The organism is Streptomyces nanshensis, from assembly GCF_001751255.1.
Lineage (GTDB): Bacteria > Actinomycetota > Actinomycetes > Streptomycetales > Streptomycetaceae > Streptomyces > Streptomyces nanshensis_A.
The window spans coordinates 1-7,724 of record NZ_LJGW01000224.1; the positions used below are offsets into that span (position 1 = coordinate 1).

Here is a 7,724-nt window from a genome sequence, read left to right on the forward strand (position 1 = left end):
CGCCGCCCAGCGACACCACGCCCACCGGGCCCGGCGCGACCCCGCCCAGCGCGCTGCCGCCGGCCATGCCGAGGCCGACGCTGGCCACCAGCCACGCCTGCGCTTCCGTGACGCAGCCGGGCGGCGCGAGCAGGTCGATCGCCTGCACGCCGATCACGTGCAGCACCCCGAAGACCATCCCGGCCGCGCACGTCGCCGCGACCATCGCGACCGGCGTCCTCGCCGCGATGAGCAGCAGCCACACCGGCGCGAACGCTCCGGAGACCACCACCAGGTGCCGCGCCACGGTGCCCGGCCACGCCCGCGCGCCATACAGGCCGCACCCGGCTATCACTCCGACCGACAGCGCCGCGGGCATGACCCCGGCCAGCCACGGCGTCTGCGACTCCTCTGCGGCGATCGTCGCCCCCACATACACCCCGCCGACGGTGACGCCGACCAGCGCGAGCAGCAGGGCCAGCCCCGGCATGCCCGCCGAACCCATCGCCCCGAGCCCGCTGCCGCGGCGGGGCCCGCGCGGCACCCAGCGGCGCGAGACCGGGCACGTCGCGACGACCACCGCCCCCAGCGCGCCCACCAGCGCCATGCCCCCCAGAGCAAGGCGCGGCCCGCCGGTCGCGATGCACACCGGCACCAGCAGCGGAGCCGCGATGTGCGCCGATTCCCCGGCCGCGTTGTCCACGCTGTAGGCGGCCCGCAGCAACCGCGGCTCGACCACGGTCGCCCACAGCGCTCGCGTCGACGCCTCCATCGGCGGCGTCGCCACTCCCGCCACCACGGCGAGCACCAGGCCGCTGACGGCCACCGCACATCCCGGCACGGTCAGCACGGCATAGGCCATGGCCGCCACCAGCGCCCCGCCGATGGTGGGCAGCGTCTGCCCGATCCGGTCCGTGACCCGGCCGAGCACCAGGTGCCCCACGGCCAGGCCCCCGCTGAACGCCGAGGCGAGCGCACTGGCCCACGCCCAACTGCCGTGCTCGGCGCGGACGGCGATGACCAGCACGAGCGGCGCCATGCACTGCGGCAGCCTCCCCACCGTCGTACCGGCCAGCAGCCGTAGGGCGTGCCGCGCCCGCAGCACACCGCCCCAGCCGCTGCCTGCCGCCGTCACCACGCCGCCCCGAACCACGGAACGTTGGGGGTAGCAGGCTCACCCGGCAGTCCCGGCACCGCTTGGTGCCCTGCGGCATCCTCGGGCAGCGCGGGCAGGGGCAGATCAGGCATGGGGTCTCTCCTCGACATCAGGGAACAGGGAGGTCAGCAGGCGGCACGGGTCTCAGCCGCCCCGCCCGCGGCGGCGGCTGCTCCGCCGTCCGGCTCGTGACCGTCACCAGGTCCTCCCAGCCCGGCCCGTACGCCTCCTTGTAGGCGACCTGCCCGCCGCCGCCGTTCTCGTCGACGCGCGTGCGGCCCAGGTCGAAGGAGGCGAAGCCCTCCGCGTGCAGCAGATCGCACAACTCCCGCAGCAGGGCATGACCCGGCCCAGCCCGGCAGATCTCCGCATCGGCCGTCATCGCCGCCAGCAGGCTGTAGGCACGGTGCCGGCGATGCAGGCACAACTGCGCCGCGACCGGCTTGTCCTCGACCGTGAGAGACGCGATGAACGCGATCCCGGCGCAGCCGCCGAGGACCGCCCGCAACTCCCGTGCGGCCGCAGGGAGGTCACCGAAGCGTTCCTCGTGCAGCCGCAGCAGCACCTCCCAGTCCGCGAGGAGCTCACGCGGGCCCCGGCTGCGCCGGACGACCACCCGGGAGTGCTGCGTCAGCCTCGTCCACCGCGACTTCCGCTTCGCGTGCCCCCGGCGGATCTCCGGGACCATCGCCGGATAGATCACCGGCAGCGTCACCCGCGCATACGGCACCATGCTGCCGTGCCACCCCGCAACGCCCGCCAGATGCCGACCCAGAGCGCTCGCGCGCGGCACATCGGCCACCTCCACCGCATCGCCCGCCCGCACCATGGCCCGCAACTCCTGCACCAGCGCCCCGGCCACCGAGGCGTCCTCCGCCGCGCGTCCCACAGGGCGGATGCACTCTGCCACCGGGGAGCCCAGCGCCCGCACCACACCGGCCTCGCGCACCAACGCCAGCGCCGCGACCGGCCCCCCGGCCCCCTCGCACACCACGACCAGCGGCTGCGCCCCGGCGGGTAGTTGCGACGCCCATCCGCACAGCCACTCCCGGGACTGATACGGGGTCGCCTCCCGGCACTCCTCATACAGCGCGGGCCAGCGGACCGCGAGGAACGCACACGCCTCCGCACCGGCGAGGACGCGCACGGCTTCGCGGACCGGCACCGCAGCGGGAGATAGATCCTTGGTCTTCATCAACGAGCCTCACTGATCACGGGCCTCCGGCAGCCCCTCACGGGACGGCGGGCAGATCCGGCGGGCCGCAGACCGGCAGACGGCACCACGGCGCGTCTGCCGGTCCGGCCGCTCAACGTGGACGCAGCACGCGCACGGCGCGGCTGCTCACAGCCCCGTACGGGGCGGGCGGAGCGTGGTCTCAGCCCCGGGAGCCGGCACCGTGCAGGGCCGAGCTCGGTGCGCCGGCGAGCGTCATCAGCGCGGCGGCGGTGGCGACGGCGGCCCGCCGGATCACTCTGCGTGTCATGAAGATCCCCTTCTTGTCGCATCCCCGCCCGGGACGGGCGGGAGTGGGACGAGCATGGGGAGAGAGACCTGCCACCGTGGCGCCGCACGCCGTCGGGGAGGCATCAGCGTTCACCAGACGGTGACTAGCCCCGGCAGGACGTCACCCGGTGACGACGCCGCAGTCTTTCGGGGAGCCTGCCGGTCCGTGTCGACGTCCCGTCGTTCGCCGGCGGGGCGTTTTGCAAACATGAAACGGATCGTCTTGACGCGCGTGTCTCAACGGCAGGTGAGGGGTGACGTCGGGCCGGGGGAGGCACAGGCGTACCCCGCCTCCGCCGAGGACAGCGGCACGTTGTGAGAGCCGTACGGACGCTGCCACCGTCAGCGCCACCGGCCCGTTCCCGTACGAGCTGCCGCGTTGACCAGCCTGGGGCCGTGCTCGTTCGGCTCCTCGTCGGGGGCCGAACCGGGTGCGTCAGGACCGCGCAGGGCGGAGCGCGGCCGGGCAGGGGACCGAGACGGACACCGGTCAGGCCGCGGCTGCGGTCGAGCTGTCGAAAATGTTGCTGAGTCCGGCCGCGCTCCGCGTCACCAGGTGGATGTACTTGCTGCGGTTGCGGCGCATCGACCAGGTGCTGGCGTGCAGTGCGAGGGCGCCCATGGCGCTGCGGCCGTACCACAGCGGTGCGGCGATGGTCTCCCACCCGGGGACCGGAGAGGGGGACAGGGCGTAGCCCTCGGAGCGGATCATCCGGAGCCGCTCGGTGCGCGGCGGTGCCATGTGGGCCAGGATCACCAGCCCGGCGGCGTCCTGGCCGAGCGTGGCGTGCTTCAGTGTCTGCCGGGCCGTGGGGTCTGCGGCCAGCTTCCGTGTGAAGTCGTACCGTGTGCCCGCCTCGTGGTGCCGCATCAGCCGCGTGGCCGGGGCGTCCACGATGGACAGGGCGTACGCGGTGACGACCTGAGATGTGGTGCGCTGCAGCGTGCGGCACTCGTGCGCCAGCGGCCCGCTGGTGACGGTCGGCAGACTGGCTTCCTCCGGCTCGGAGTGCGGTTGCGCCCACTGCGGCAGTCCGAAGCGGCCGGTCGACGCGTCGTAGGCGAGGTAGCCCCAGTCGCAGCCCGCGCTCAGGATCCGTTCGACACTGGACCTGCTGATGATGGGTGTCCTGGTGGCGGGGGTCCCGTCCGCCGGGGTGTGCTCTTGGGCGAAGGTCTCGTTGCAGACCCTGGTCAGGCAGGTGGTGGTGTACATCCCCGGGCCCAGCTCGACCAGCGCCGACAGCACGGCGTAGACCTTCGAATACGACTGGCCTTTCTTGTTCACGGCGAACCCGTACCTCTCTGGTCGGCCGGGGGAGGTGACAGGGGCCGGAGCGGCTCGCGGATGCGGGCGGTCTCTCGGGCCGTGCGGTGGGCTGCGTGCTGACCGTCCCCCCGAAGACGGTCAGCACGCGGGGCGCAGACTGCGGCGGTCCGCATCTGCGCAGTCAGGACCGCCCCGGGCGGAGCCAGGGCGCCCGTACCGGCCGGCGTCGGCCACTGCGACGTCCGTGGGCCGGTGGCGGCGCGGCGCGGCGCCGGGCGGCGGTGAGGTGCGCTCACGTCTCCTCCTCGCGGCCGGAACCGGTGTTGCGTTCCTGGTCGGGGAGGTCGTGCTGCCCGTACGGCCGGAAATACAGGGAGCCCTTCTCCACCGGGTCGCTGGAGAGCGCGGCCACGAGGCTGAAGACCCGGTCGCGACCGTTGGGGCTGTCCAAGTGCAGCCGGCCGCGAACGCGTTCAAGCTCATACACCAGACACCGCGGACGAAGCCCGCGGTCCGGGCTGGCCAGCAGCGGGGCGTGGCAGTACGCCACACCGCTGCGGCGCGCCCGCTCGGCCAGGTCCAGCGCATCGGCGGTGTCCGTGGGGCCGCACTGCACCCACAGCGGGCTGTCGTCCATCCGCTCCAGCAGCGTCGGCGTCACGGCGGCGCGGGTCAGCTCGGCCGTCGGGAAATAGGTGACGAGGGTGCTGTGCACGACGCGGTCCGGCGTCTCGCCCGCGGCGAGCACCGCGGGATGCGCATCGTCGACGTCCCCCGCAGCGTCGGTGGCGATCTCGCGCGCCATGAGCCGGGTGTCGGGATGGAAACGCTCGGCGGCGAGCCAGCTCTGCATCCACCACCGGGCTGGGAGCGGCGCCATCAGCGCGACGATGTCCGCATACAGGGCGGAGACGTGCGGCGTCACGACGCACCTCCGTCGCGCTCGACGACCGCTCCCGTATCTGAGGATCCCTCGACCGCCGGGGAGCCGGGCGGCTGCGTCAGCAGGTCGGGGCAGTAGAGGGTGAAAATACAGCCGAGCCGCGAGGAGAGCTGGCGCGCGGTGCCGCGCCGAATGTGGATGACGGTCCCCGCCGGATAGCTGACGTCCTCGTCGTTCAGCTCCCCGGTGTGCACGACGATCTCCTGGTCGCTCTCGATCAGCAGATGCGATCCGTGCAGGTAGGACTCCGGCTGTGCCTCGACGTACGCGAAACGCGGCAACTGGCGTCCGTCCGGGGTGTAGCCCCAGGAGGTGACCTCGAGGGTGAAGCCGGGCGCCCAGTCCACGAGGGTGGCCGGATCCCTGGGCGTGGGGAAATAGGCGGTGATTCCGGGAGCGATCTCCATGACACACCTCCGGGTCTACGAGGCGAAGACCGGCCCGCGCGGCGCGCGGGAGGCCGCGGACAGGTCGTTGACCCAGCGGGCCGGGCCCGAGGAGGACAGCCAGCCCATCCAGTGCACCGAGCGGGCGAGTGTCTCCAGCAGGGACCGGGCACGGGAGAGCCCCGCATCGTCCTGATCGGCGAAGATCACGCACGTCGGGCGCCGGTCGCGGCCGCGGACCGGCTGGAGGTAGGGCGCGTGCACGAATGCGACCCCGGCCGCGCGGGCCCGTTCGGCGAGATGAGCTGCCATCGGCAACTCGATCCGGCCGAGCTGGAGCCACAGCCCCTCCGGCCGGCCGTCGGCCAGACGGCGCAGCAGATCGGAGGAGACGGCCGTGGCCGTCTCCAGGGCGCTGCCGCACGTGATCAACGTGTCGCAGTCCCCGAGCGCGCTCAGCAGCGCCGTATGGGCCTCCTCGTCGACACGCCACTCGGGAAGATCGTCCTCTGCGGCGGGGGACAGCGGCGAGTAGCGCGCGGCCGCGGCCAGAGTGCAGGCGTGAACGGTACGGCCTGCCGTCACGGCGGCCGGATCGGTCAGCCAGGCACACAGCGGATCGAGTGCGAACTCGTCGGCCAGCACCGCCAGATCAGAGTGGGGCACGGCGATCCCTCCAGACGGGTCGGATACCGCTGACGCTAGGTGCCGCGCAAGACTTTCAGGGGTGCCCGATTGTCCGGTGAGGTGCCCATCGTGTCGGATCCGGCCCCGGAAGGTGCCCGTCCGTCCGGCGCGGTGCCCGATTGTCCGGCCCCGCCGACGCCCTTCACTTTCCGCAACCAGAGACAAAGAACCGCACCTTACCGCCGTGACCTGCGCACACGTACCGCTCCCGGCGCCTCCAGAGTGATTCCGTATGTGAAGACCGGGTGTGGCAGGGGCCGAACGCCACCCCGCAGGAATGCCGATCAGGCGGTAGTGCCCCGCCCGCAGCCCGGTGTAGGCAGGTCGCGTGCACCTGCACAGACGCTGCCCGCCACGCCGGTCGGGCAGCCCAACTGCCATGACCGCACGGGGAACGGAGCGCACCATGGGCGACCAGGACGACGCCGCCGAGGCGACCTTCCGTCTGCTGTGCGCCCTGCACGCCCGGACCGACCAGAGCGCCGCCAGCGCGGCCGTGCTCCGCCGGGACACGGCACGCACCGGGGAAGGGCCGCTGGGCCGGGAGACCGTACGCCGCCGCCTGCACTGCCTGCATGCCGCCAACGTCTGCGCCGGGTCACCGCAGGGATGGCACCTGCGGCCCGGAGCCCCGACCGGGCCCGGGGGAGCACGGATCACCGCCGCCGTCCGCCAGGTTCACGACCGCACCGGCCTGGCAGCCTTCGCACACGACCAGGTCGCACAGCNGCAGCCTTCGCACACGACCAGGTCGCACAGCGCGGCGTGCGCGTCTGCCTGGCCGCCCGGTGCTCCTTGCCCTACCTCCGGCTGATCGCCGACCACTGCCCGATCCAGGACGGCACCGTCCCCCTCGGCGCCGGCCGCACGCTGCCCGGCGCCGATCTCCTCGCCGACACCGTCCTCACCCCCCACGACGCGCCCGGCGCCGTCCTCCTCGCCCGCGCCCCGCAGCCCGGCTTCTTCGTCTACGCCCCCGCCAGCGCACCGGCATGGCGCGTGCTGGCCGTCCCCCTGCGGACCCTCCCCGGAAGCGGCCCGGCCGGCGCGCTCAGCGTCGCCGGTCCCCGCGACGAACTCGACACCCGCCAGGAGGAACTGCTCACAGCCATGCACGACGCCGTCTCGACCGCGGCCTCCGCGGCATGGGACGCCCTGGTCCAAGCGGCCTGACCCGCGCCCGCGGGCCCGCGGGTTCACACGAGAAAAGGAGAGGACGCGGTGACGTTAGACCACCACTGACACGACTGACCCCCTGAACAGCAGGGGGCCGGGTCGTCGAGGGCCTCACACCCGAGTGCTCCACCACCCGGGCCGCAGCCCTCCCATGTCTCAGCACGTCCCATCCCGGACGCGCTGCCCCGGCCGTGACCGGGTCTTCAAACGGTTCTTGCCAGGAACCTCCACCCCTCCACGGGGCTTGGCATGCCCCGAGAGGCAGGCGAAGCCATCATGACGCATACTCCTGCGCATCTCCAGCCCTCCGCACCAAACCGGCACCGGGCAGCACGGATCAGCACCCTGCGGCGCCTCGCGCGCATCACCGGCGAAGACCGACGCCTGTCCGCGGACCCGGGGGAGTGGTGGATGGCCGTCCGCGCACACCCCGCCCTCGCCGGCGCCCGCGCCGACTGGCACACCACCCTGCACGCCCTCGCGCACGCCCTCGCCCGCGGCGCCCACCAGGAAGCGTGCGTCTCCCGCACCTCCCTCACCCGGCTCGCCACCCGCGCGCGCCGCAGCGTCCACCAGGCCAAACGCGCCCTGCGCGCCCTGCGGCACGCCGGGCTGCTCACACT

General features: G+C 73.4%; 8 protein-coding genes. 2 read left to right on the top strand and 6 right to left on the bottom strand.

The features are described 5' to 3' along the window. The 6 genes from AN218_RS13070 to AN218_RS13095 form a co-directional block, all read right to left on the bottom strand. Positions 1 to 1,117, bottom strand: a 1,117-nt coding sequence (locus AN218_RS13070; protein WP_141747555.1) for an MFS transporter, incomplete at its 3' end; no start/stop codon positions are given. 127 nt (positions 1,118 to 1,244) lie between these two features. After that, on the bottom strand, positions 1,245 to 2,330 hold the full coding sequence (locus AN218_RS13075) for a GNAT family N-acetyltransferase (protein WP_141747556.1): 1,086 nt from the start codon (positions 2,328 to 2,330) through the stop codon (positions 1,245 to 1,247). 799 nt (positions 2,331 to 3,129) lie between these two features. Next, positions 3,130 to 3,927 carry an IclR family transcriptional regulator gene (locus tag AN218_RS13080; protein WP_070017017.1) on the bottom strand — a complete coding sequence of 266 codons (798 nt, stop codon included), beginning with the start codon at positions 3,925 to 3,927 and terminating at the stop codon, positions 3,130 to 3,132. A gap of 274 nt (positions 3,928 to 4,201) precedes the next feature. Next, a complete protein-coding gene (locus AN218_RS13085) occupies positions 4,202 to 4,834 on the bottom strand; it encodes a hypothetical protein (protein ID WP_070017018.1) in 633 nt (210 codons plus the stop codon). Next, on the bottom strand, positions 4,831 to 5,259 hold the full coding sequence (locus AN218_RS13090; RefSeq protein WP_070017019.1) for a hypothetical protein: 429 nt from the start codon (positions 5,257 to 5,259) through the stop codon (positions 4,831 to 4,833). Before AN218_RS13090 ends, AN218_RS13085 begins: the two co-directional genes overlap by 4 nt. A 15-nt stretch (positions 5,260 to 5,274) precedes the next feature. Continuing rightward, the gene (locus AN218_RS13095) at positions 5,275 to 5,904 is read right to left on the bottom strand and encodes an NAD(P)-binding domain-containing protein (protein ID WP_141747557.1); all 630 of its coding nucleotides are present in this window, start codon (positions 5,902 to 5,904) and stop codon (positions 5,275 to 5,277) included. Between the two features lie 816 nt (positions 5,905 to 6,720). Between AN218_RS13095 and AN218_RS13105 the strand changes: the two genes are divergently transcribed. Further along, a complete protein-coding gene (locus tag AN218_RS13105) occupies positions 6,721 to 7,098 on the top strand; it encodes a hypothetical protein (protein ID WP_070017022.1) in 378 nt (125 codons plus the stop codon). 279 nt (positions 7,099 to 7,377) lie between these two features. Then, positions 7,378 to 7,724: hypothetical protein (locus tag AN218_RS36065; RefSeq protein ID WP_141747559.1), on the top strand; the 347-nt coding region annotated here is incomplete at its 3' end.